Genomic DNA, 21390 nt, shown 5'->3' on the forward strand with positions numbered 1-21390 from the left:
GCGCTACGGGAATCCGCGTAGCGCTGGTCCGTTGGCGCGTCGTCAGCCGGAACCGGAGCGGTGCCTACGGTGCCGGCGGGGCTGTGGCGGTTGGAGCGGCCGACGGAGTGACAGGCGCCGGCCCGGTGGCCGTTCCCGCGGACTGCGTGGGCTGCGGTCCGGCCGGGCCCGTCCCTGCTGGCGCCGTGGCAGTGGAGGTAGCTGCTGGCGCCGTACCCGCCACACCAGGCGTGGCCCCGGAGGTGGCACCCGGAGTGGCCCCGGGCGTTGGACCCGGCGTGGCAGGGGGTGCGGTCGAAGGACCTGGCGAACTGCCCGTCGTGGCGGGGGCCGTGCCGGTGGAACCGCCCGGGGTGGCGCTGGGGTCGCTCCTGATGACCTCCATGATTTGCAGCTTGAAGGCGTCCAGGCGCCCCTGGATCTCCGAGAGCGGCACGTTCCGCAGGTTCCGCCCGTACTCCGCGATCTGCTGCCACAGCGCGTTGAGCCTGGTCATACCGTCGGCGCTCAACGGTCCGTCCAGCGTGAGGACCAGTTGGCTCGCCAGGGCGTACGTCAGGCACCGCGCGCAGTTGTAGTTCGCGGCCGCCGAGAGGTTTTCCGGGACGATCACGTCGGTCTGCCCCACGATCAGCACCACCTGGAAACCGACCGCGACGGCGGCGCAGTCCGCGCAGCTGGCGAAGGCGTAGGCCTCGTTGCGGGTGGTGACGTCCCCGCCGTCGTCGGCCCAGACAAGCGCGAAGGCGACGTCGTAGACAACGGAACCGTCCGTGGTGTTGACGGCGAGCGACTGGTTGCCGTCCTCCTCGGGTGCGGCCGGCCGGTCGAAGGGGAACACCCACGACGGCGGCGCCGCATTCCCGGCCCCGGCCGTCCCGGCGTTCCGCGGCACCAGGACCATGCTGAGCTGCGGCTGCTCACGGGTGGGCTTCTGGGCGCCGGCGGGCCAGAGCGCGACGGTTCGCCCTGACTGGCCCTCCCTCATGCCTGTGGTTGCGCCGGCTGGGAAGACGGCGGTGGTGGCGTCGGCCAGGGTGCCCCGCTCGTAGGGCTGGACGGGGCGGTAGGTTTCGGCGCCGGGCCACCAGGCCCAGGCGAGTCCTGCCACCACGGACGCGATCACTGCGAGGGCCGTCCCGCGCTGGAGCGCCTTGCCGCGGGTCTTCTGCCAGAGGCCGGTGATGATTTGCCGTCCCAGGCGGAACAGGATGTAGAAGATGCCAACCACGGGAAGCGCGACGGCGGCAATCGCCAGGATCCGCACTGCGGCGTCGACCATGTCCCCGCTGCCGAAGCTGTGGTTGAACATGGCGTACTGCTTCTGCGCGCTGTCCCACGCCGTGCCGAGGAGCCGCGGCAGGGACAGCACCATGAGGACAAGGCTGAAGAGGAGCAGCGGAACGGTGATGAGCACCCAGGCAGTGACCACGGCGCGGGCCCACGGCTTGAGGACCTGCGCCTCGGGGTCAGTCCGGCGCCACGGCAGGAGCCCCAGCAGGGTGGGTTTGATCCGCTGGAACAGGTCGGGAACCCCGGTGGCGTCGGCGAGGATGTGGTAGCCGTCGAAGCGGACCAGCGGCAGGAGCTGCCGGACCATCTGCAGCACCTGGGTGACGACGACGAGCAGCAGCGCATCGAAGCCGGTTGCCCACCAGATGCCCATGATGGCGACGGCGACGATCGCGTTAAAGTACAGGCCGCCGAGGTCGGTCCGGATGCGTCCGGCGCGGCCCAGCCGGTAGGAATCGGTGACGTCGGTGAAGAACGCGGGCCAGATCAGGTACAGGCCGGTGCCCATCGCGCCGGGGGTTGCTCCGCCGCGCCGGGCTGCCGCAGCGTGCCCGAATTCGTGGAACCCAGCGGACAACACGGTCACCACCAGTATCAGCAGCACGAGGCCCGGATTGGCGAACGCTTCATGCGTGGCCGAGGCCAGGCCCTTGACCATCAGCACCCACCAGCAGCTGGCGAGGAACGCCGCGGTGACCAGGACTACGATCAGCGGGTTGAAGAGCACGGCAAAGGGGGCGGTGATGCGGCGTGTGCGTTCCGGGTCCGTGACGGTGTAGCGGAACTTCATTCCGAGCAGCGGGTCGGCCTTGCGGACCTCCGGCTGTGAGCCGTCGGCGAGCTGCAGCAGGCCCAGCGGCAGCAATTGTGAGTCGATCAGCGTCCGGATGTTCTCGGCAGTGACCAGCCGGCCGAATCCGGTGCTGGCGCGGCTGGCGATTTCTTCGACGCCGCGCGTGCCGTCGATCGCTTCGAGCACCAGATAGAGCAGCGGCGTCAGTTGGAGGGTCTGGCCGTCGGCGCGGCGGACCAGGGAGGGCGCCTCGCGGTAGCCGGAACCCTTGGTCTCGCCGAGGAGCTGGACGCCGTCGGCCCGGACCGGGACCGGCAGGGTGCCGGCAGCCGGCGCAGGGGAAGCTTGCACAGATGAAGCTAGCGCCGGGGAATCAGGCGCAGAGGAAACCGGCGGGCCGTCCGGGTTGGACGGCCCGCCGAGGGGAGTGCTCATCCGGGGAACTACTGCCGGAGGTCGGACTGCTGGTCGGCCGTAGCCGTGGCTTCGCCCGTGATGTTCTGGTTGATGATGGCATCCTGCTGCGAGACGGCGAAGGCGTTGCTGTCGATGGAGCCGATGTTGGCGGCGACGGCGGCGTCGATCGGGGCGGCGACGTTGGCGTTGGCGGCCACGGCACCGTTGATCGGGGCGGCGATGTCGGCAGCGGCGTCCAGGTCCACGTTGACGTTGAGCAGGTTGGAGTTGAGGGCTCCGGCGACGTCGGTGGGCAGGGCACTTTCCTCGGCCGTGACATCCGTGGCGCCCGTGTCGGTGCCGTCGGTGCTGCCAGTGTCCTGCTCGATCGTGCTGTCCTGCGCGGACTCTGCGGTGGCATCGGCGTCGATGCCCTGGTTGATGATGACGCCCTGATCGGACAGCGCCTGGGCGTCGGAACCGAAGGACAGGATGTTCGCGGAGGCCGCAGCGTCGATTGGGGCCGCGACGTTGGCGTTGGCCGCGATGGCGAGGTCGATCGGTGCGGCGGCGTTGATGCCGAGGTCCAGGTCTGCGTTGAGGTCCAGGATGGAGGCCACCTCCTTGTCCGGTAGTGCAGTGCCTGCCTCCGCCATCAGTTCAGCGTCGCTCAGCGGGGTCAATCCCTGTTCAGTGCTCATGAATAGCTCCAGTTCCGGCACAGTTTCTGCTGCCCCCAGTGAGCAGTTTCCAGACCGATGTGCCTCATGCTGGTCAATAGTAAGCATGGTTAGCATCTATCCGGTAGGCGACTCCCGAAAATCCGTGACGATGCCGCCAACGATTGCTCCGCAACTGCCCTAATGCGGCCTCAAGAGGGCAGTTACGGAGCAACGGATCACCCCGTTGGACGCGAATGGGCGACGGGCCGCCGTCGAGCCCGGGTTGGTTCCCCCGTTGGACGCGAATGGGCGACGGGCCGGCGTCGAGCGTGGTTGGCCCGACCGCTGGACGCGAATGGCCGCTATGAGGCGTCTCATAGCGGCCACTCGTGGCGAATCGGCGATGGCGTGGCGCCGCCACAGTGACGGCCCGGCAAGGCACACCCTGACCCGTCGATTGCTCCGTAACGGCCCTCATGCGGTCCCAAAAGGGCGGGTACGGAGCAACCGATGAGGGGAACGCTACTTAACCCCGGCCCCCGGAAGGAGGTCCGTGGCGCCCAGGGAATCGGCGACGAAGGCGTAGTCCCAGGCGCGTTCCTTCCACTGCACGTAGCGGCCCGAGGCGCCGCCGTGGCCGCCTTCCATCTCGATCTTCATCACGATCGGCTCGCTGCCGGTATTGAGTTCGCGCAGCCGTTGAACCCATTTGGCGGGCTCCACGTAAAGCACCCGCGTGTCATTAAACGAGGTGACCGCAGCGATCTTGGGGTACGCCACTGCCCGGACGTTTTCGTACGGCGTGTAGGACTTCATGTACTCGTACACGGAGCTGTCGGTGATCGGGTTGCCCCATTCCTCCCACTCCAGCGCGGAGAGCGGCAGTTCGGGATCCAGGATGGTGGTCAGGGCATCCACGAACGGCACGGCCGCCACGATCGCCGCGTACTTTTCCGGGGCCAGGTTGGCGACGGCGCCCATCAGCAGCCCGCCGGCCGATCCTCCCATGGCCGCGATGCGTGCCGGGTCCACCCAGCCGGATTGTGCCAGCCAGTCGGTGGCCGCGATGAAGTCCGTGAAGGTGTTCTTTTTCTGCAGCTTCTTGCCGGTGTCGTACCAGTGCCGGCCGAGTTCGCCGCCGCCGCGGATGTGGGCGATGACGAACACGATGCCCCGGTCCAGCAGGGAGAGCCGGGGGATGCCAAAGCCCGGATCCATGCTCATCTCATAGGAGCCGTAGCCGTACACAAGGCCCGCCGACGTCGAATCGCGGGCAACGGTGACGTGGCGCAGGACGGAGAGCGGGATCCGCGTGCCGTCCGCGGCCGTGGCCCACTCGCGGGTGGCGACGTAGTCCGCGGCGGAATAGCCGCCCAGGACCGGGCTCTCCTTGCGCAGGAGCAGCTCGCCGGCGGGCTGTTCCGGGGTGGGAAGCACAAAGTCGTAGACCCTGGACGGGGTGAAGTAGGAGGTGTAGCCCATCCGGATCACGGGCGCCTCGTAGTCGGAGCCGGCGACGCCTGCGGTGTAGAGCTCCTCCTCGAAAGCGGGCTCCACTGGTGCACCCTGCTCCGGCGTGCCCAGCCCGGCCAGCGGCAGGACCTGCACGCGCTCGATGGTGTCCTTGCGGACGGAGACCACCAGGTGAGTCGACGTGACGCCGGCGCCGTTGACGCGCACCTGGTCGGAATGTTCGACGACGGCGGTCCAGTGCTGCTCGGCGAGCGGCTTGGCGAGTTCGGCCGGGTCCACGAGGGAGACCATGGAGTTGATGGCGTCCTTGTTGTGGGTCAGGACGATGGCCTCGGCCTGCTGCCCCGCGGCGTCCGTCAGCAGGAACGGCTCGGCCTCGTAGAGGATGCGCTCGTCGCGGGAGATCACGGTGCGGAGTCCGGCGTCGAGCGCGTCGAAGCGCAGCAGGCGGGTCTCGCTGAATTCCGAGCAGCCGATGCTCAGCACCAGGTGGCGCCGGTCGGCGGAGAGCTCGAAGCCCAGCCACATGGCGACGTCGTCCTCCTGGTAGATGACCTCGTCATCGGCGACGGGCGTGCCGAGCACATGGGACTTCACCTGGTAGGGGCGCCAGGAGTCGTCCACCACGGTGTAGAAGATCCGTGTGCCGTCGGGGGAGAACGAGATGCCGTAGAAAACGTTCTCAATCACGTCGGGAAGCAGCTCCCCGGTCCGCAGGTCCTTGATGCGCAGCGTGAACCGTTCGTCACCGGCGTTGTCCACGGCGTAGGCGTAGAGGTTCCCGTCAACGGTGACGGCGGCCCCGCCTACGGCGAAGAACGGTTTGCCCGCTGCCTCGACGTTGCCGTCCAGCAGGATTTCCTCCCCCGGAATCTCCACGCCGACCTCCACGGCCGGGGGAGTCCAGTCGGCCACGCGGTCCCCGGTGTCCTCGGCCCGGACGCGGCACTGGATGCCGTATTCCTGGCCCTCCACGGAGCGGGTGTAGTACCACCAGCCGTCCTTGCGGTTGGGAACGGAAAGGTCCGTTTCCTGGGTGCGGCCCTTGATCTCCTTGAAGATGGCTTCTCGCACCGGCTCCTGGTGGGCCGTCACTGCCTCCTGGTAGGCGTTCTCAGCCTTGAGCAGCTCCACGACCTCAGCGGATTCCTTGTCCCTCAGCCACTCGTAGTTGTCCTCGAAGGCATCGCCGTGGTGGGTGCGGAGGGCGGGAATTTTCTTGGCAACAGGGGGCTGAGGGGACGGCTGCGCGGGAGTCTGGGTCATTTGTCCAATCTACTATCAGGGCAACGGGCGYGTGCCTTCATTTGCCGCGCCCGAGTTGCCGGCGCGGCCCTTAGTTCCCGTTCTGCAGCCCGTTCGCGGCAATGTACTCGCCCAGGGTGCCGGACGACAGGGCGGCGGCGACGGCGGCGGTGGCGGCCGGGTTCTGCCAGATGACTGACTGGCCGGTCCCGGTGGTGCCGACGCCGGCGGTGGGAAGCGTGAAGAACACGCCGTTGCCGGGGGCCGTGCTGCGCAGGCTGAAGGCGAGGCGTTCCAGCGTCTCGACTGTGAGCCCCGGGTCCACCGTGACATGGGGGAGGACGGTCGCCACCAGTTGCTTCACCGTATTCCGGTCCGACAGCCCGCCTTCGGCCGCCATTTTGGCCATCAGGGCCTTGAGGAAGGTCTGCTGGTTCCGCACCCGCTGGTAATCGCCGTCCGCGAACGCCTTGCGCTCGCGGACAAAGGACAGCGCCYGCGGCCCGGTGAGCTTGTTCACGCCGGCTGGAAAATAGACGTGGTCGTCGATCGTGCCCTGAAAGGGCTGCTTGATATCGACGTCCACCCCGCCGAGGGCGTCCGTCATGGCAGCAAAGCCCTGGAAGTCCGCCATCACCGTGTGGTCGATCTTCTGGCCCAGCAAGGCCTCCACGGTCTGGGTCATGAGGGGCACGCCGCCCAGTTCGAGTCCGGCGTTGACTTTGGCCGACCCGTAGCCGGGGATGTCCACCCACAGGTCACGCATGATGGAGATGCCGTAGACGCTCGTGCGGTCTGCCGGGAGGTGGATGAAGACGAGGGTGTCCCCGCGCTGGTCGGAAGTTCCGCCGGACGCGGCGACTGCGCGGTCGTTCACGCGGCTGTCGCTGCCGATCAGCAGGATGTTCAGCGCCGTAGGCGGCGGATCCGGAGTCGGCGTCGGAGTGGGAGTCGGAGTGGGTGCGGGGGTGGTCTCCGGCGCCGGGGCGGAAGTTTCCACGGTGGCCGCGGGTTCGGTCCGCGGCTGGTTCAGCAATAATGCCGCAAAGGCTACTGCGACCACTGCCAGGCCGGCGATGATGGCGATGATAATTGTCCGACGGCGGTCCATCCCGCCCGGCGCCGCGGCGGGGCCTGCGGCAGCTTCCTTTGGTTCCGGCGACGTTTCCATGGCCGGACGTTACCACCGCGGCGCGCCAAATAGTGACAGGCGCCACAATATGCGCATTGATGACAGCCGCGCCGGACGGCCGCCGTCATGCCTGCCTGCGGGGCGCCGTTGTGCTTGACGCATCTCCCGCCTTCCGCATATCCTGAACGAACGGTCGGTAATTATTTATCGGAAATGCATAGGAGCAACCATGGCATCGCAGACCCTGCAGTCAGTGCCCGGAGAACCAACAGCGGCGCGGCACGAACAGAGCGCCGAAGATGCGGCCCGGCGTGACGCTGAAGGCCAGGCATACTTCGACAAAGTCATGGCGGACGATTCGCGGATCGAACCCCGCGACTGGATGCCCCCGGCCTACCGCAAGACCCTGCTGCGCCAGATCTCGCAGCACGCGCACTCGGAGATTATCGGCATGCAGCCGGAAGCCAACTGGATCTCCCGCGCCCCCAGTCTCAAGCGCAAGGCCATCCTCATGGCCAAGGTCCAGGACGAGGCCGGCCATGGCCTGTACCTGTACTCCGCCGCCGAAACCCTCGGCCAGCCGCGCGACCAGATGATGCAGGACCTGATGGACGGCAAGGCCAAGTACTCCTCCATCTTCAACTACCCCGCCCGCACCTGGGCCGACATGGGCGCCATCGGCTGGATGGTCGACGGCGCCGCTATCGCCAACCAGGTGCCGCTCTGCCGCGCCTCCTTCGGCCCCTACGGCCGCGCCATGGTCCGCGTCTGCAAGGAAGAATCCTTCCACCAGCGCCAGGGCTTTGAGATCCTGCTGGAACTCTCCCACGGCACGCCGGAGCAGAAGCAGATGGCCCAGGACGCCGTGAACCGCTGGTACGCCCCGGCCCTGATGATGTTCGGCCCGCCGGATGACGACTCGCCCAACTCCAAGCAGTCCATGGCCTGGAACATCAAGCGCTTCAGCAACGACGAACTGCGCAACCGCTTCGTCGGAATGATGATGGAGCAGGTTAAGGTCCTGGAGCTCACCCTCCCGGACAAGGACATCCGGTTCAACGAAGACACCAAGAAATGGGAGCACGGCCCCTTGGACTGGGATGAATTCCACGAGGTCCTCGCCGGACGCGGCCCCTGCAACGCCCAGCGCCTGGAACGGCGCCGCGAAGCACACAACAACGGCGCCTGGGTGCGCGAAGCCGCAGCAGCGTACGCGGAAAAGCAGGCCAAAAAGCAAGCAGAGAAGGAATCCGCAGCATGACAACCCCCGAACCGCACGCAGGAAACGTCTGGCCCATCTGGGAAGTCTTCGTCCGCTCCAGCCGCGGCCTCTCCCACGTCCACGCCGGCTCCCTGCACGCGCCGGACGCCGCCATGGCCCTGCGCAACGCCCGCGACCTCTACACCCGCCGCAACGAAGGCGTCTCCATCTGGGTTGTCCCGGCCGACGCCATCGCCTCGAGCGACCCTGATGCCAAGGGATCGTTCTTCGAGTCGCCCCAGGGCAAGGACTACCGGCACGCGACGTACTACACCAAGAGCGAGGGCGTGAAGCACCTGTGAGCACCTCACCCGAAACTACGGCAGAAACCGGCGGCCACGGCGACCTCAACGTCGGCGTCAAGGGCGCAAGCGGCACTGGCGAGGCCACGGCCAGCGCCACCCGCATCACCCCCGGCAACGCCCTCCGCCCCGAGGACATCGCGCTCGCTGTCAGCCGCGGCACCGCGAAGCCGGACGAGGACGTCGCCGAGTTCGCCCTGCGGCTGGGCGACGACGCCCTGATCCTCGCGCAGCGCCTGGGCCACTGGATCTCCCGCGCCCCTGAGCTCGAAGAGGACATTGCCCTCGGCAACATCGCCCTCGACCAGCTGGGCCACGCCCGTTCGTTCCTCAGCTACGCCGGCGGACTGGACGGCCGGAGCGAGGACGACCTCGCCTACTTCCGCCGCGAGCCCGAGTTCCGCTCCGTCGAGATCTTCGAACTCCCCAACGGCGACTTTGCCGTAACCATCGCCCGCCAGTTCGTGGTCAGCTACTACCAGTTCGAGCTCTACCGCCGGCTGGCGCAGTCTACCGACGCCACCCTCGCCGGCATTGCCGCGAAGGCCGTCAAGGAAGTGGATTACCACCGCGATCACAGCGCCCAGTGGGTGCTGCGCCTCGCCCAGGGCACGGAAGAGTCCCGCGGGAAGATGATCCACGCACTCAAGGCCATCTGGCCCTACGTGGACGAACTGTTCCGCGACGACGAGCTCACCGCCCGCCTCAGCGCGAGCGGCGCCGCCGTCGAGCCGTCCAGCCTGCGCGCCGACTTCGACCGCCTGACCGGCGAGGTCCTGGCCGCGGCCGAGCTGGAAGTTCCCAAGGTCCAGCCCGCTCCCGGCGGCGGACGCAGGGGACTGCACTCCGAGCACCTCGGCTACCTCCTCGCCGAAATGCAGGTGCTCGCCCGCGAGTACCCCGGAGCCAGCTGGTAACCACCATGGAAATGTATGTCAGCCACCCCACGGCCGCGGACGGCCGCCCGGCGGAGCATAAGACACCCGAGCAGAAGGCCTGGGAACTCGCCGCCACCGTCTGCGACCCGGAAATCCCGGTCCTCACCATCGAGGACCTGGGGATCCTGCGCAACGTCCAGGTGACGAAGGAACCAAACGCAGCCGACGGCGTGATGGTGCCCACCGTTCATATCACCATCACGCCGACCTACTCGGGCTGCCCTGCGATGGACGCCATCCGGGACGATCTCAAGACTGCCTTTAAAAGCGGCGGCTACCCGAGCGTCAACGTCGAGATGGTCCTCTCCCCGGCCTGGACCACCGACTGGATGAGCGAGGCCGGAAAGGCCAAGCTGCAGGAGTACGGCATCGCTCCGCCGTCCGGACACTCGGCCGCCCTGCGGCACGCCGGGCCGGTCCGCCTGTCCCTCGCCGTCAAGTGCCCGCAGTGTTCATCGCTGAACACCAAGGAACTCACCCGCTTCGGTTCCACCTCCTGCAAGGCGCTGTACGTCTGCCAGGACTGCAAGGAACCGTTCGACTACTTCAAAGTTTTGTAAGGAACAGGTGCTCCCATGACTGTTGTCCGCCAGACCGCCGCTGAAACGGCTGCAGCCACCGGCCGCCGTCGTGCGTCCTTCCACCCGCTGACGGTGGACGAGGTCCGCCGGCTCACTGATGATGCGATCGAGGTGACCTTCGGCGTGCCGGCTGAACTCGCCGGCCAGTTCGATTACCTCCCGGGCCAGTACGTCGCGCTGCGCACCACCTTGCCGGATGAGTCCGGCGAGCCGAAGGAAATCCGGCGCAGCTACTCGATCTGCGCCGAGCCGCGGAGCTTCGCGGACGGCAGCAGCGAGATCCGGGTCGCGATCAAGAAGGACCTGGGCGGGCTGTTCTCCACCTGGGCGAACGCCGAACTCAAAGCCGGGGACGTCCTGGACGTCATGAGCCCGATGGGCGCGTTTGTGTCCAAGCACGGCCGGGACGGCAAAGAGCAGAACCTGATGAACTCGATGAACCACCCCGAGGAGATGGCCAGCGAGCTGGCGGGGGAGCCGGGTTCCTTCGTCGCGATCGCCGCGGGCTCCGGCATCACCCCGGTGATCGCGATTGCCCGCACCCTGCTCGCCGCGCACCCGGAAACCCGCTTCGACCTGGTCTACGCGAACAAGGCCGCCATGGACGTCATGTTCCTCGAGGAGCTCGCCGACCTGAAGGACAAGTACCCGTCCCGGCTCGCCCTGCACCATGTGCTCTCCCGTGAACAGCGGATCGCCCCGCTGCTCAGCGGCCGGATCGACGCGGAGAAGCTGCAGGCCCTGTTGGGGACCGCCATCCACGCCGACGACGTCGACGAGTGGTTCCTGTGCGGCCCGTTCGAGCTCGTCCAGCTGTGCCGGGACACCCTGGCCGAGCGCGGCGTCAACGCCGACCACGTCCGCTTCGAGCTGTTCACCACAGGCAAGYCGGACCGCCCCGAGGGCAACGCCGGCCGTCCGGTGGTTGTGGACGAGTCGCAGGCCACGTACAAGATCACCTTCAAGCTGGACGGCCTCCAGGGTGAGGTGGCCAGCCCCACCCACGCCCGCGAGTCGATCCTGAACGCGGCCCTGCGGGTCCGCCCCGACGTCCCGTTCGCATGCGCCGGCGGCGTCTGCGGAACCTGCCGCGCCAAGGTGGTCACCGGTGCCGTCACGATGGACGAGAACTACGCCCTCGAGCAGGACGAGTTGGACAAGGGCTACGTGCTGACCTGCCAGTCCCACCCCACGACGCCGGAAGTCACCGTCGACTTCGACGTCTAACCCACCACCCGGTACCACTCCAACGAGGAGCCCCATGATTTCCCTCTCCATCGCCGACGGCGTCGCCGAGATCGTCCTCAACGCCCCCTACAAGCTGAACTCGCTGGACGAGCAGGCCCTCCGGGACCTGTCGAAGGCGTACGACGACGCCGCTGCCGCCGCCTCGCGCGGTGAAGTGCGGGCGCTGCTGCTCAGGGGAGAGGGCCGCGCTTTTTGCGCGGGACGGGACATCGCAGGCGTCACGCCGGAGACCGACGACGTCCAGGGGTACCTGGGCGGGCTCCTGCAGCCGCTGCTGAAGAAGATGACAGCCTTCCCTGCCCCCACCTTCGCGGCGGCCCAGGGGGCCTGCCTGGGTGTGGGGCTGGGGCTGCTCCTCGCCACGGATGTCGTGTACGTGGCGGAGAACGCCAAGTTCGGATCCCCCTTCGCGAACCTTGGTGCCACGCTCGATTCCGGCGGGCACTGGTACTTCACCGAACGGCTCGGCATGCACCGCACGCTGGACCTGATCTACACCGCCGAACTCATGAGCGGCGCGGATGCCGTGGCCCAGGGGATGTTCAGCCGGGCCATGCCCGCGGCTGACCTGCTGGAGAACACCCGGGCGATCGTGGCCAAGGCCGCCACCGGCGCCACGAGCGCGTTCACTGCAAGCAAGGATCTCGTGGCGCACATCCGGGACCAGCGGCTGGGGCTCTGGGAGTCCATGGAGGAAGAGAACGCCGAGCAGGCGCGCCTCTGCAAGACCGAGGATTACTCCGAGGGATTCCGGGCCTTCCAGGAGAAGCGGACCCCGGTTTTCAGGGGCTAGCCGGGCCGGAAAACGGGCGGTACTGAGACCGGGTTGTCTCGGTACTTGTCTTTGGTTGAAGCCATTCTCATTTAGAAAATGCGCTTGTATGGTTCGGTTATGACTTCGGGGAAAGCAGTAACAAAGGCTGTCATTCCGGCCGCGGGACTCGGGACACGCTTCCTGCCTGCCACCAAGGCGATGCCCAAGGAAATGCTGCCCGTGGTCGACCAGCCGGCCATCCAGTACGTCGTTGAGGAAGCTGTCCGCGCGGGCCTGACCGACCTGCTGATGATTACTGGACGGCAAAAGCGCGCCCTCGAGGACCACTTTGACCGTGAGCCCAGCCTCGAACGCGCGCTGGAGCTCAAGGGCGACCTCGAAAAGCTGGAAGCCGTCCAGCACGCCTCCGCGCTGGGGCCCCTCCACTACGTCCGGCAGGGGGACCCGAGGGGATTGGGCCACGCTGTCCTATGCGCCCGCCAGCACATCGGCGACGAGCCGTTCGCCGTCCTGCTCGGCGATGACCTGATCGACGAGCGCGACGACCTCCTGAGCACCATGATCGACGTGCAGGCCCGGACCGGCGGCTCGGTGGTTGCCCTGATCGAGGTGGATCCCGCCGAGATCAGCGCCTATGGCTGCGCCGATGTTTCGGCCGTCGACGGCGAAGGCCATGTTCGCGTCAACCGACTCGTGGAAAAACCGTCCATAGCCAATGCCCCCTCAAACCTTGCCGTCATCGGCCGCTACGTGCTCCACCCGGCGGTCTTCGACGTGCTGGAGCAAACAGAGCCCGGCCGCGGCGGGGAAATCCAGCTCACGGATGCCCTGCAGACGCTGGCCGTCTCCGGCTGCGAAGGCGGCGGCGTGTACGGCGTGGTCTTCACTGGCCGCCGCTACGACACCGGCGACAAGCTGAGCTACCTGAAGGCGGTCATCTCGATCGCCTCCGAACGGGTGGAATTCGGCGAGGAGCTCAAGGCCTGGATGAAGGCCTTCGTCAGCTAGCGCGCCGTCGCTGCGCTACCGCGTGTCCAGGTCCTCGAACACCAGGAACGTCTGAGTGTCCAGCACGCCGGGCATGGACTGCAACTGGTCGAAAATCACCCGGCGCAGATCAATGTTGTCCACTGCACGCACCAGCAGGATCACATCGAAGTCGCCGCCCACCAGCGCAATGTGGTGCACCTCCGGGATGGCCCGCAGCAGCTCCCGGAGCTCCCGCCAGGAATGCTGCCGGACCTTCAGGGTCACATAGGCCGAGGACTTCAGGCCGGCCTTAATGGGATCCACCAGCGCCGTGAACTTGGTCAGCACCCCCTCGCCGGTCAGCCGGGCTATCCGCGTGTACGCATGGGCGCGCGAGATGTGGACGTTCTCCGCGACCTGCGTGACGGACATCCGGCCGTCCCTGGTCAGTTCCGCAATGATGTTCCGGTCCACATCATCCAGCGGCACCGCCGCCGGTTCCGCCTCGGCCTCTGCCATTTGTCCACAACCTCCGCCGGTAATCCAGCTCACACTTACGATTTGTCTTCCAGAATAGGCCAATATTCTGGACTTCTCCACGATTTCCGCTGGAGCTGGATACGAAACATCTCCCCGAGCCATACTGGGAATGAATAGTGGCTACAGAAGGACGGACCAATGACGATCTCCGCAGACCACACTGCGCAGCAAGCGGGAGCCGACGACCAAGCGTCCAGCGCTGCCGCGCCCGGCCCGGAAGTTCCAGCAGGAGCCCCGGGAGACGCCGTCAGCGAGGCGGTGCGCAAGTTCGGCATCACTGTTGAGGACTACATGCTGCCGGCCCGGCACCAGATCCAAATGGTGGGCCCGGACGGCACCCTGAACCCCCACACCGAGCAGGGCACCCAGCCCGGCCACGAGTACGCCCTCCCCGGCGACGAGGAGCTGGTGGCCGCCTACGAGCAGCTCGTCGTCGGACGTCGCGTCAACGACCAGAACTCCGCCCTGGTCCGGCAGGGCCGCATGGCCGTCTACCCGTCCAGCCACGGCCAGGAGGCCTGCCAGGTGGCCGCCGCCCTCTGCCTGTCCGACGGTGACTGGATATTCCCCACCTACCGCGACTCCGTGGCCGTGATGGCCCGCGGCGTTGATCCCGTCCAGACCATGACGCTCTTCCGCGGCGACTGGCACGGCGGCTATGACCCGGCCAAGCACAAGGTCGGCATCCAGTGCACCCCGCTGACCACCCAGCTGCTGCATGGCGTCGGCGTGGCCCACGCAGCGAAGCTGCGCGGCGAGGACACCGTTGTCCTGGCCATGTGCGGCGACGGCGCCACGAGCGAAGGGGACTTCCACGAGGCGCTGAACTTCGCCGCGGTGTTCCACCTCCCGGTCGTGTTCTTCGTCCAGAACAACCAGTACGCGATCTCCGTGCCGCTGGCGCACCAGTCCGTCGCGCCGTCCCTCGCGCACAAGGCCGTGGGCTACGGCATGGCCGGCGAACGCGTGGACGGCAACGACATTGTGGCCCTCCTGGCCGTGCTCGGCCGGGCCGTAAAGCTCGCCCGGGAAGGCTCCGGCCCCCTGCTGGTGGAGGCCCACACCTACCGGATGCAGGCGCACACCAACGCCGACGACGCCACCCGGTACCGTCAGGACAGCGAAGTCGCCGAATGGGTGGCCAAGGACCCGCTGAGCCGGATGAAGACCTATCTGACGGACCGCGGACTGCTCGACGACGAGCGCGCCGCCGGGATCGCCGAGAAGGCGGAAGCCGTTGCGGCCCAGCTCCGCGAAGGCCTGAGCGAGGAAGTCCCGGTGGAACCGCAGGACCTGTTCAAATACGTGTTCTCCACACCGACGCCGCAGCTGAAGGAACAGTCCGCTTTGCTTGCCGACGAACTCGCCCGCGACGCCGCATCCGCCACGACCTCCGAGGAGGCCTCACGATGAGCCCCACCATCACCACGTCCTCCGAAGTCAACGGCAACGTCAGCGCCGCGACCGCCCGGGCGGCCGCCAAGGCTGCTGTTGAAGCCGAAAAGACCGGCCCGCAGACCATCACCCTCGCCAAGGCCCTGAACACTGCCATGGCCGACGCCATGCACGCCGACGAGTCGGTCCTGGTCTTCGGCGAGGACGTCGGCATGCTCGGCGGCGTCTTCCGCATCACCGACGGCCTCACCAAGACCTTCGGGAAGAGCCGCTGCTTCGACACCCCGCTCGCCGAATCCGGCATCGTCGGCATGGCCGTGGGCATGGCTATGAACGGCATGCGCCCGGTCATCGAGATGCAGTTCGACGCCTTCGCCTACCCGGCGTTCGAGCAGATCGTCAGCCACGTCGCCAAGATGCACAACCGCACCAAGGGCACCGTGAAGCTGCCTATCGTCATCCGGGTCCCGTACGCAGGCGGCATCGGGGGAGTGGAGCACCACTGCGACTCCTCCGAGGCCTACTACGCCCACACCGCCGGGCTCAAGGTCTTCACGCCCGCCACCGTCGCCGACGGCTACCGGATGCTCCGCGAGGCCATCGACTCCGATGACCCCGTGATGTTCATGGAGCCCAAGAAGCTGTACTGGTCCAAGGACCAGGTGGACCTGGGCGCCCTCCGCGCCGAACACACGCAGAACATCGAGCGCGGCACGTCCTCCGAAGGCCGGGCCGCCGTCGCCCGCCCCGGCACGGACGCCACGCTGATCGCCTACGGACCGTCCGTCCCGACGGCGCTCGCCGCCGCCGCGGCGGCCGCCGAGGAAGGCCGCTCCCTCGAGGTGATCGACGTCCGCTCGATCGTGCCGTTCGACGACGAAACGGTCTGCGCTTCGGTCCGCAAGACCGGCCGCGCCGTGGTCATCGCAGAGGCCCACGGCTTCGCGTCCGTGGCGTCCGAGATCGTGGCCCGGGTCCAGGAACGCTGTTTCCACCATCTGGCCGCGCCGATCCGCCGCGTCACCGGCTTCGACGTGCCGTACCCGGCGCCCAAGCTTGAGCACTACTACCTGCCCGGCGTTGACCGCATCCTCGACGCCGTTGACGACCTCCAGTGGGAAGACTGACCATGAGCGAACCGAAAGTATTCCTCCTCCCGGACCTGGGCGAAGGCCTCACCGAAGCAGAGCTCGTGAACTGGCTCGTGGCCGTGGGTGACGAGATCCGCGTCGACCAGCCGATCGCCGAGGTTGAGACCGCGAAGTCCATGGTCGAGGTGCCCTCCCCGTACGCCGGGACCGTGGCCGTGCTGCACGGCGAGCCCGGCCAGACGCTCGACGTCGGCAAGCCCTTGATTTCGGTGACTCCAGTTGGTGCTTCCGTTGCCTCCGGTGCGGGTGCCCGGGGGGCCGGCGCGGATGATGCTGGTGGCGCCGCCACAGGCAATGCCGCCCCAGCCCCTTCGCCGGACGGCATTGCTGCAAGCAGCATGCCGTCCGGCTCCGACAGCGGCCCCGGACTTCCCAATGCTCGCAAGCTCGCATCGGGGCCCTCGTCCGGTGCCTTAGATGCCACTCCCGGGGCGGCATTGCCTGCGCCGGCTGGTAGCGCTGTCGACTCACCTGCCAGGGTCTCCGACTCGCCTGCTGCTGATTTGTCGCCTGACTCGCCTGCCGCTTCTTCCTCGCCTGCTGCTGCCGCCGCTGAGGCCTATCGCGAGGAGGAGAAGGCCGGGTCCGGGAATGTCTTGATTGGTTACGGGACTCCTGGCGGGCATGGGGTTGCTCGGCGGACTCGGGCTCGTAAGGGGGCTGCCGGGACTGCGGTGGTTGAGCCGGTTGCTGGGGTGTCTGCTGCGGAGAAGGCTGCGGACGATTTGTTGCTGATGCGGACGCGGGTTCCCGGGAAGTTGGGGGCTGTTATTTCTCCGCTCGTTCGGCGGATGGCGCGGGACCATGGGGTTGATTTGGGGAAACTCCAGGGCTCGGGGGCCAGCGGGCTCATCATGCGGCGCGACGTTGAGGCTCGTATCAAGCCGTCTGTCGTTGAGCGTTCGGAGGCGGCGCCGGTAGAAACCCAAGCGGCAGCGCCGGTTGCGGGCAGCAGCGACACCGATGCGCGCACCGGGCTGGGCGTTACCGGGCGGACCGCGGTCCGCGGCGTGCGGAAGGCCGTTGCGGCCAACATGACGCGCAGCCGTTCCGAGATCCCGGAAGCCACGGTGTGGGTGGATGTAGACGCCACTGCCCTCGTGGAGATGCGTGCCGCGCTGAAGAAGGCTGACCCGCACCACACGCCGGGTCTGCTGGCGTTCATCGCACGGTTCGTCACTGCCGGGCTGAAGAAGTTCCCGGAGCTGAACACCCGGATCGTGACCACGGAAGACACCACCGGCGGAGCGTCCCAGGAGATTGTTGCCTTCGACGGTGTCAACCTCGGCTTCGCGGCCCAGACCGACCGTGGCCTGATGGTGCCGTCAGTGCGGAACGCGGACAAACTCAGTGCCCGCGAACTGGACGCCGAGATCCGGCGGCTCACCGCCGTCGTGCGCGACGGCAAAGCGACCCCGGCGGAGCTGGGCAGCGGCACGTTCACGCTGAACAACTACGGGGTCTTCGGGGTGGACGGCTCGGCCGCCATCATCAACCACCCCGAGGTCGGGATCCTCGGCGTCGGGCGCATTATCGACAAGCCCTGGGTGGTCAACGGCGAACTGGCCGTACGCAAGGTCACGGAACTGACCCTCACCTTCGACCACCGGGTGTGCGACGGCGGGACCGCCGGCGGCTTCCTGCGCTACGTGGCCGACGCGATCGAGAACCCCGGCTCGGTGCTCGCGGACCTCTGAACGCGGCCGGCGCCGCGCGGGCGGAAAGACCGCCCGCGCGGGGCCCGCTTCCAGCTTCCGGCCAGCTCCGGTGGGTACAATTGAGGGCAGAACATCGCACCAACGACGCCGGAACACCGCCCGGAATACGGAGATTTAATGTCACGATGGCTCGAGGTTGGCCAGGACAACTACGTCCTGACCACCCAAAGTTCCCTGCTCAACACCGGCCTGGTTGTCGGCGCCGAACGCGCCCTGGTGATCGATACCGGCAGCGGACCCCGGCAGGGTCGCGAGATCCTGGATGCGGTGCGGGAAAAGACGCAGTTGCCGCTGGTCGTCGTCAACACCCACGCCCACTACGACCACTTCTTCGGCAACGCGGTGTTCGCCGATGCCGGTGTGACCGAGTTCTGGGCGCATGAGAACTGCGCCGCGGAGATCGGCGAAAACGGCGACAGCCAGCGCCGCGCCGTCGGGGCCGATGAGCCCGAAATGGCTGCCGGCGAAGGCAGCACCACCGACATTGTCGTCCCGAACGCGATCGTCAAAGACCAGCCGGTCCTCCTGGACCTCGGCGGCCAGACTGTCACGTTCTTCTACCTCGGCCACGGCCACACCGACGGCGACCTCCTCGTCGGAACAGGCACCACCCTCTACGCCGGCGATCTGGTGGAGCAGGGCTCCCACCCGTCCTTCGAGGATTCCTTTCCCGAGGAATGGGCCGACGCCCTCCGCCATCTCTCGGCCCTGCGGCACCGCTACGAATTCCTGATTCCCGGCCACGGGGAACCGTGCAGCGACCAGTTCGTCAAGACCATGGCCAACACCATGACCACTGCCGTGCGGCAGGCTACCCAGGCGACCCGGGAAACCCCGGACGACGCCACCAAGGCCATCCCGATCCTGCCCTACGGGCCGGAGCAGTCCCGCTGGTTCATCACGCGGCTGCAGGAGACCCGCGCGCACCACTGAGTCCGCGGGTTTGGGCCGTCGATGGTAAGGGGACTTGGGAATGCCCCTAGAATTGCAGTTTGGACCAATTCAAACGAGCACCGCAGCCGCCTGCGCTGTGAGTCCCAGGGGGGACCAATATGCCCGATCCGGTGGACAACAACACAGCCAACGCTGCCGCTGAGGCAAAACAACCCGAACTCCGGCGCCGGCGTGACCGCCGCCGCGGCGAGGACTCGGACGCCCGGACAGGAACCATGCCGATCACAACCTCCGACGCCGTCGACAATCCGGCGGCGCGTCCCCTGCGACGCAACTCCTGGGCGGAAGCTGCCGAAGCAGCCGACGAACGAAACGCCGCCACGGGCGCCGTTCCCGTAATCCGGCAGGTCCCCGCCACGCCGGTGCCGCCTGCGGCTCCGCCCGCCTCGGCCGCCCAAGGCTTCGGCCCGGCAACTAACCTTGCCGAGCAGGCGTTCGACGAGCAGGCCTTCGATGAAGAGGCGTTCGAGGACTTTGAGGCCGAGTCGCCTGCCTTCGAAGCGGCCGCGCCCCTGTGCCGGCGTTCGGCCGTGCCGGCGGCGCCGGAAAGCGCCCCCGCCGTACCCGCGCCGCCGGCCCGGGCCACCCGCTCCGCCAGCCGGGCTGCAGCGCTGACCTCCCCGGCCCCCGATTTCATCAGCTCCCCTGGCCTCTTTGTCCGCGAGCAGAAGCCCCGGCCGGTCGGCGGCCTCCGCGGCGCCCTCTATTCCCTGACCGGCGGCGGACTGAACCTGGGCCCGAGCGCCCGGCAGCGCGAAGAGGACGAACTGGCACGGCGCATCTCCCGCCAACTCCAGGGCAGCTACAACACCGCCGTCCTGAGCCTCAAGGGCGGGATCGGCAAGACGTCCACAACGGTCGGCGTCGGGCTGACCCTCGCCGAGTTCCGCGGTGACCCGCCGTGCGCCATCGACGCGAACCCGGACTCCGGCGACCTCGTTGAGCGTGCCCTCGGCGAGGGTATCTACCAGCAGCAGACACCCCGCACCATCACCGACCTGCTGAAGAACATCGAGTCGATCGATTCCCTCACCGCCCTGGCCCGGTACATGCACCACGCCGGGCGGCTGCACCTGATCGCCGGGGAACAGGATCCTGAGGTCTCCGACTCCCTGACCGCAGAGGAATACCTGCGGATCCGCAAACTCATCTCCGCCTACTATTCTGTGGCGCTGACCGACTGCGGCACCGGCGTCACGCACAACGCCATGAGCGGCATCCTGCAGTCCGCGGACAACCTGATCATCGCGGCGGGCTATGCGGTCAGCGGCGCCAAGCGCGCCCGCAGCACCCTTCACTGGCTGGCCGGCCACGGGTACGAGGAACTCGCCCGGAACGCCATCGTGGTCATCACGGACAAGGACGAGGTTTCCTCACGCGTGGATAAGGACGCGATCGAGGACCACCTGTCCGGCATCTGCCGCCAGTTGATCGCCGTGCCGCACGACCGCGGCGTGGCCGACGGCGACCTGGTCACCCTCGACGTGCTCCGCCCGGAAACCCGGCGCGCCTACCGCGAGATCGCCGCCGCGATCGTCGACGGCTACGTCTAGGCGCGTGGGCCCGTGGCGCAGCCGGCGGAAGTTGTGCCCGGCCGGGGTCCGACCTACATTTTAGGAATGACCAACAACGCCGGGGACGACGCCGCACTGCAACTGCAGGACCTCCTCATGGACACCGGGAACGTCGAGGACTTCCTCGGCCGCCTCGCCGAATTCTCGGCGGCCACGCTCAGTCACGCCGCCGGCGCCGAGATCGAATGCGGCGTGACGCTGCAGCGCCGGAAGAAGACGGCCACCGTGGCGGGGAGCAGTCCCCGGGCTGTGACCCTGGACCGCATCGAGCAAAGCCTGGGCGACGGCCCGTGCATCGAAGCCCTCCGGACCCGGTCCGTGGTGCTGCTGGCCGACGTCGACACTGATCCGCGCTGGCCGACCTACCAGCTGCAGCTCGCGGCGCAAGGCTGCCGCAGCACCCTCGGCGTACCACTGGAAATCGGCCAGGACGCAGTGGCCGCCCTGAACTTTTTTGGCCCCGCCACCGGAGTGTTCACCGAGGACATCATTGCCAAGGCATCCGGCTTTGCCGACCTCGCGGGCCGTTCCCTGCGCCTGGCCGTCCGCATCGGCACCGCGCAGTCCCGCGCCGAGGACCTCCAGGCTGCCATGGAACACCGCACCGCGATCGATCTGGCCTGCGGCGTCGTAATGGCCCAGAACCGGTGCTCCCAGGAGGAAGCCATGAGCATCCTCACCCGGGTTTCCAGCAACCGGAACCAGAAGCTCCGCGACGTCGCCGCCGAGGTCCTCCGCAACCTCACCGCGGGGGAAGTCCGCACGCACTTCGATGCCTGACCGCCCCCGGCGCGCCGGCCCTGTCCGTCTCTAGGGCCCGACGCCGTATTGGGCCCCTGCACGGTTGCCAGCCGCCGACAGAGCCCGGCAACGAAAGAAGCCGGCCCAGCTCGGTGAGCTGGTCCGGCTTCTTTCAGCTTGCTTGGCTCGTGAGGGCGTGCCGTATTTGGTGTTCCAGCGGTACATGAACGCTGCCATTGCATCCCGGTC

The 21390-nt window shown here is 67.7% G+C and carries 18 protein-coding genes; 13 read left to right on the forward strand and 5 right to left on the reverse strand.

The features are described 5' to 3' along the window. Positions 1-64: 64 nt before the first annotated feature. The 4 genes from AB4Y67_RS15605 to AB4Y67_RS15620 all read right to left on the reverse strand — a co-directional run bounded on the left by AB4Y67_RS15605 (position 65) and on the right by AB4Y67_RS15620 (position 7033). Positions 65-2437: a hypothetical protein gene (locus AB4Y67_RS15605; RefSeq protein ID WP_441406676.1), complete on the reverse strand. Its 2373-nt coding sequence runs from the start codon at positions 2435-2437 to the stop codon at positions 65-67. A gap of 92 nt (positions 2438-2529) precedes the next feature. Further along, on the reverse strand, positions 2530-3183 hold the full coding sequence (locus AB4Y67_RS15610; protein ID WP_441406677.1) for a peptidoglycan-binding protein: 654 nt from the start codon (positions 3181-3183) through the stop codon (positions 2530-2532). A 483-nt stretch (positions 3184-3666) separates the two neighbouring features. Beyond that, positions 3667-5883, reverse strand: a complete 2217-nt coding sequence (locus tag AB4Y67_RS15615; RefSeq protein WP_441406678.1) for a S9 family peptidase — start codon at positions 5881-5883, stop codon at positions 3667-3669. A gap of 70 nt (positions 5884-5953) precedes the next feature. Then, entirely contained in the window at positions 5954-7033 is a 1080-nt protein-coding gene (locus tag AB4Y67_RS15620; RefSeq protein ID WP_441406679.1) for an LCP family protein, read from the reverse strand. A gap of 190 nt (positions 7034-7223) precedes the next feature. On the opposite strand from AB4Y67_RS15620, the gene paaA reads away from it, so the two are divergent. The 7 genes from paaA (at position 7224) to galU (ending at position 13107) form a co-directional block, all read left to right on the forward strand. Further along, the gene (paaA, locus tag AB4Y67_RS15625; protein ID WP_441406680.1) at positions 7224-8255 is read left to right on the forward strand and encodes a 1,2-phenylacetyl-CoA epoxidase subunit PaaA; all 1032 of its coding nucleotides are present in this window, start codon (positions 7224-7226) and stop codon (positions 8253-8255) included. Continuing rightward, complete coding sequence (paaB, locus tag AB4Y67_RS15630; protein ID WP_024367847.1) at positions 8252-8557, forward strand: 1,2-phenylacetyl-CoA epoxidase subunit PaaB; 306 nt, start codon at positions 8252-8254, stop codon at positions 8555-8557. The genes paaA and paaB overlap by 4 nt, the downstream gene beginning before the upstream one ends. Further along, positions 8554-9474 carry a 1,2-phenylacetyl-CoA epoxidase subunit PaaC gene (gene paaC / locus AB4Y67_RS15635; RefSeq protein ID WP_441406681.1) on the forward strand — a complete coding sequence of 307 codons (921 nt, stop codon included), beginning with the start codon at positions 8554-8556 and terminating at the stop codon, positions 9472-9474. Before paaB ends, paaC begins: the two co-directional genes overlap by 4 nt. A gap of 11 nt (positions 9475-9485) precedes the next feature. Beyond that, positions 9486-10055, forward strand: a complete 570-nt coding sequence (paaD, locus tag AB4Y67_RS15640) for a 1,2-phenylacetyl-CoA epoxidase subunit PaaD (protein ID WP_441406728.1) — start codon at positions 9486-9488, stop codon at positions 10053-10055. A 15-nt stretch (positions 10056-10070) separates the two neighbouring features. After that, the gene (gene paaE, locus AB4Y67_RS15645; RefSeq protein WP_441406682.1) at positions 10071-11303 is read left to right on the forward strand and encodes a 1,2-phenylacetyl-CoA epoxidase subunit PaaE; all 1233 of its coding nucleotides are present in this window, start codon (positions 10071-10073) and stop codon (positions 11301-11303) included. Between the two features lie 34 nt (positions 11304-11337). Continuing rightward, positions 11338-12117: an enoyl-CoA hydratase/isomerase family protein gene (locus tag AB4Y67_RS15650; RefSeq protein ID WP_441406683.1), complete on the forward strand. Its 780-nt coding sequence runs from the start codon at positions 11338-11340 to the stop codon at positions 12115-12117. 99 nt (positions 12118-12216) lie between these two features. Continuing rightward, complete coding sequence (gene galU / locus AB4Y67_RS15655; protein WP_441406684.1) at positions 12217-13107, forward strand: UTP--glucose-1-phosphate uridylyltransferase GalU; 891 nt, start codon at positions 12217-12219, stop codon at positions 13105-13107. A gap of 15 nt (positions 13108-13122) precedes the next feature. On the opposite strand, the gene AB4Y67_RS15660 is transcribed toward galU, so the two are convergent. Then, positions 13123-13587 (reverse strand): Lrp/AsnC family transcriptional regulator, encoded by a 465-nt coding sequence (locus AB4Y67_RS15660; RefSeq protein ID WP_346925226.1) that lies wholly within the window; start codon positions 13585-13587, stop codon positions 13123-13125. A 159-nt stretch (positions 13588-13746) separates the two neighbouring features. On the opposite strand from AB4Y67_RS15660, the gene pdhA reads away from it, so the two are divergent. The 6 genes from pdhA to AB4Y67_RS15690 all read left to right on the forward strand — a co-directional run bounded on the left by pdhA (position 13747) and on the right by AB4Y67_RS15690 (position 21180). Further along, positions 13747-15021, forward strand: a complete 1275-nt coding sequence (gene pdhA / locus AB4Y67_RS15665) for a pyruvate dehydrogenase (acetyl-transferring) E1 component subunit alpha (protein WP_441406685.1) — start codon at positions 13747-13749, stop codon at positions 15019-15021. After that, positions 15018-16130: an alpha-ketoacid dehydrogenase subunit beta gene (locus AB4Y67_RS15670; RefSeq protein ID WP_441406686.1), complete on the forward strand. Its 1113-nt coding sequence runs from the start codon at positions 15018-15020 to the stop codon at positions 16128-16130. The genes pdhA and AB4Y67_RS15670 overlap by 4 nt, the downstream gene beginning before the upstream one ends. Positions 16131-16132: 2 nt before the next feature. Continuing rightward, positions 16133-17851, forward strand: a complete 1719-nt coding sequence (locus AB4Y67_RS15675; protein WP_441406687.1) for a dihydrolipoamide acetyltransferase family protein — start codon at positions 16133-16135, stop codon at positions 17849-17851. Positions 17852-17989: 138 nt separating this feature from the next. Beyond that, positions 17990-18805: an MBL fold metallo-hydrolase gene (locus AB4Y67_RS15680; protein WP_441406688.1), complete on the forward strand. Its 816-nt coding sequence runs from the start codon at positions 17990-17992 to the stop codon at positions 18803-18805. A 131-nt stretch (positions 18806-18936) separates the two neighbouring features. After that, entirely contained in the window at positions 18937-20379 is a 1443-nt protein-coding gene (locus AB4Y67_RS15685; RefSeq protein WP_441406689.1) for a MinD/ParA family ATP-binding protein, read from the forward strand. Positions 20380-20445: 66 nt separating this feature from the next. After that, positions 20446-21180, forward strand: a complete 735-nt coding sequence (locus AB4Y67_RS15690; RefSeq protein WP_441406690.1) for a GAF and ANTAR domain-containing protein — start codon at positions 20446-20448, stop codon at positions 21178-21180. Positions 21181-21390 lie beyond the last annotated feature (210 nt).

Source organism: Arthrobacter sp. YAF17, from assembly GCF_052113365.1.
Lineage (GTDB): Bacteria > Actinomycetota > Actinomycetes > Actinomycetales > Micrococcaceae > Arthrobacter.

Excerpts from the sequence above, each read along its gene's own strand:
- AB4Y67_RS15610 (WP_441406677.1), bottom strand. The coding sequence starts at position 3,183 with ATGAGCACTGAACAGGGATTGACCCCGCTGAGCGACGCTGAACTGATG.
- AB4Y67_RS15615 (WP_441406678.1), bottom strand. The coding sequence starts at position 5,883 with ATGACCCAGACTCCCGCGCAGCCGTCCCCTCAGCCCCCTGTTGCCAAG.
- paaA (WP_441406680.1), top strand. The coding sequence starts at position 7,224 with ATGGCATCGCAGACCCTGCAGTCAGTGCCCGGAGAACCAACAGCGGCG.
- paaB (WP_024367847.1), top strand. The coding sequence starts at position 8,252 with ATGACAACCCCCGAACCGCACGCAGGAAACGTCTGGCCCATCTGGGAA.
- paaD (WP_441406728.1), top strand. The coding sequence starts at position 9,486 with ATGTATGTCAGCCACCCCACGGCCGCGGACGGCCGCCCGGCGGAGCAT.
- AB4Y67_RS15650 (WP_441406683.1), top strand. The coding sequence starts at position 11,338 with ATGATTTCCCTCTCCATCGCCGACGGCGTCGCCGAGATCGTCCTCAAC.
- galU (WP_441406684.1), top strand. The coding sequence starts at position 12,217 with ATGACTTCGGGGAAAGCAGTAACAAAGGCTGTCATTCCGGCCGCGGGA.
- AB4Y67_RS15660 (WP_346925226.1), bottom strand. The coding sequence starts at position 13,587 with ATGGCAGAGGCCGAGGCGGAACCGGCGGCGGTGCCGCTGGATGATGTG.
- pdhA (WP_441406685.1), top strand. The coding sequence starts at position 13,747 with ATGACGATCTCCGCAGACCACACTGCGCAGCAAGCGGGAGCCGACGAC.
- AB4Y67_RS15670 (WP_441406686.1), top strand. The coding sequence starts at position 15,018 with ATGAGCCCCACCATCACCACGTCCTCCGAAGTCAACGGCAACGTCAGC.
- AB4Y67_RS15675 (WP_441406687.1), top strand. The coding sequence starts at position 16,133 with ATGAGCGAACCGAAAGTATTCCTCCTCCCGGACCTGGGCGAAGGCCTC.
- AB4Y67_RS15680 (WP_441406688.1), top strand. The coding sequence starts at position 17,990 with ATGTCACGATGGCTCGAGGTTGGCCAGGACAACTACGTCCTGACCACC.
- AB4Y67_RS15690 (WP_441406690.1), top strand. The coding sequence starts at position 20,446 with ATGACCAACAACGCCGGGGACGACGCCGCACTGCAACTGCAGGACCTC.